This is a genomic window from Rhizobacter sp. P1_G5, assembly GCF_056405435.1.
In genome coordinates, this window is sequence record NZ_JBFUCB010000788.1 from 1 (window position 1) to 2382 (window position 2382).

Below are 2382 nucleotides of genomic sequence, written 5' to 3' on the forward strand. Positions count from 1 at the left end.
GACGGTGCCAGGTCGAGAGACCTAGTTCAGGCCCGGCGCCGACGTTCATGCTGGTGCAGCGACCGGCGCACATCGACCCACCGGCGACATTGGTCCGGCTCGGATCGAGCGTCGGAGACCTGACATTCATGAGGCACGGTCGGGGCTTCGAATTTCAACCAGAGTTGCCGGTCGGAAACTCAACTGAGGCGCCGCGAATCTGATCATCGTGCCGTGTACCGATGAGGATGCGATGAGGCCTGTCAGCTTATTCATACCTTCGCGTTTTTCCCTTCTCCTGCTCCATTTCACGGATCAGAAAATAGTTCAATGTTGTTCGAAGGACGGCGATAGCGCCATGGTGTCGCCGGTGCTGGCAAATTTCGCGTTTTGATCCATGGTGTCGCTCGCGTAGTGAGGAATCTGGCTTTTCTGCAACTTCCTCCAAGTTGAAGACTGAGGGGCCACCTGTCCCCAGGTGGCCCAAGTCCAAGTTTTTGTCTGAACCTACTTCTTCACGTTCTTTTGTGCCATGTCATAGCTTTCAAACAACGCCCCATATGCGGGTTCGACGTGGTCGACAAAGACCTTGGCGAATTCCATTGCTTCTGGGCGATTCCAAGTGTGCATCACCTCTGTAATCACCGCGAATGTGTCAGTTGGCATTGCGCCCGCCTGCGTGACCCGGGCAATTGAGATGTCGGTTGCCATCTTCGACCAATTGCCCGAGGCATCCACAATGCAGAACACTTTGTATCCCTGTGCGAGAGCGCTGAGTGCAGGAAATACCATGCAAATGCTCGTGAGCGTGCCTGCGATGAGCAATGTCTTCCGCTTGGTCTTCTCGACGGCTTCGACAAAGGGGCGGTGATCCCACGCGTTGATCGGGCCTTCGCGCGGAACGTACACCACATCGGGGTTGCTCAGAAGGATATCGGGAATGATCGGACCATTGGGACCACCGGGAACTGATGCCGTTGCGACGGTCGGGATCTTCGCGATCTTCGCTGCCTTCGCAAGAGCAACTACGTTGTTGCGGAGTTCCCGGTACTCCATATCACGGACCAACTGGAACAAGCCGCTCTGATGATCTATCAGCAGCAATACAGCATCGTTTGGGTCAATCATCCATTTGTTTGTCATGTCATTTCCTTTGGTTTTGGAACTGGATGCACCGCCTGCAGCGGCGTCTTTGTTTGCGGCTGTCGCCGACGCGGTCAGCAATGTCGCTGCGCCAACTGCAGCGCCGCTAACAAGCATCTCTCTACGCTTCATGTGTTTCTCCGTGGGGATTGAATGTGCTGCCTTCGGCAGCGGGGATCGTGCGATTCCAGCGCAYGAAGACGTCGTCGGCAGCCGGGACCTTGGTCATGGAGGAACCCCGAAGGACAATGAGTTGCCGATGGGCGGCTGAGACTGAATATGCAGATCGCTCGGTGGGTACCGGCTGGTCGAGGCATGCGGCGGGTGATCTAGCCGATTCGCTTGTCACGTCGCAGCTCGGCGCCGATGCGCTGAATCTCGGCCTCTCCCAGTGCCAGGGCAGTCTTGCTGGTGTGCACCGAGTAGTAGCCCATCACCAGGTCGTGTGGATGCTTCACTGCCGAGCCGAGGACGAAGGACGTGTCGCCGTGGGCCACGAAGTCGATGGCTTGTTCCGATTCCTCGAACACGGCGAGTTCACCGGTGCCGACCATCCCATTCACGTCGAGTCGTCCCGCGCTGACCGCCAACCAGGCCACGGTGTGGCCGGCGGGCGGCGTGTATCGCCAGCGCTCGCCGTCCTCCAAACGCACGGCAAGGTAGTTCATGCCCGAAGGTGCGGGAATCGGGCTGTGGGCCTTGCCGTAGCTTCCGAGCAGCGCACGTGCCGGGCCTTCGTGTGGAACGTCTGAAGGCGCCAGGTACAGGCTCTCCGCGTGCGCGTTCTCTTCAGAGGGAGGCAAGGCGACCCAGAGTTGAAAGCCCGACATCTGCAAGTCGCCGACGGGTGCGCCGATATGCCAAACGCCGTTTCCGGAGCGCATCCACTCCACGCCGCCAGCGGGCAGCACGCCCTTCTTGCCGGTCGTGTCTTCGTAGCGAAGGTTGCCTGTCATCACGAAGGTCAACGTGGCGATGCCTGAATGCGGATGCATCGCGAAGCCCTGACTGCCGAGACCGGGGCTGAAACTGTTGAGGTCGAGAAAGATGAACGGCTTCAAGAACTCGCCGAGGTCGCTCGGGCTCACCAGCCGCGTGATCGGCCCATGGGTGTTGCCATGCGTGCGGTGGACGATCGCCCGCCCGCCCGCGCTCGATGCTCGATCAAGGTTCGGATTGCCAGGAAGGGCTTGCGCTGCGGTCATCGATCGTCCTTGGAGTTGAAGTGAAGGCGGCTCGCCGAAGACATGACGTCTGAAC

The 2382-nt window shown here is 59.3% G+C and carries 2 protein-coding genes; both read right to left on the reverse strand.

What is annotated here, in order from left to right:
* Positions 1-486: 486 nt before the first annotated feature.
* Positions 487-1122, reverse strand: coding sequence for an isochorismatase family protein (locus tag AC1D12_RS31055; RefSeq protein WP_457329571.1), 636 nt, complete (start codon positions 1120-1122; stop codon positions 487-489).
* Positions 1123-1451: 329 nt separating this feature from the next.
* The gene (locus AC1D12_RS31060) at positions 1452-2327 is read right to left on the reverse strand and encodes a pirin family protein (RefSeq protein ID WP_477826827.1); all 876 of its coding nucleotides are present in this window, start codon (positions 2325-2327) and stop codon (positions 1452-1454) included.
* Positions 2328-2382 lie beyond the last annotated feature (55 nt).

What these genes read in the sequence shown, in the direction of transcription:
- AC1D12_RS31055 (WP_457329571.1), bottom strand. Translation starts at nt 1,122, where the DNA reads ATGACAAACAAATGGATGATTGACCCAAACGATGCTGTATTGCTGCTG.
- AC1D12_RS31060 (WP_477826827.1), bottom strand. Translation starts at nt 2,327, where the DNA reads ATGACCGCAGCGCAAGCCCTTCCTGGCAATCCGAACCTTGATCGAGCA.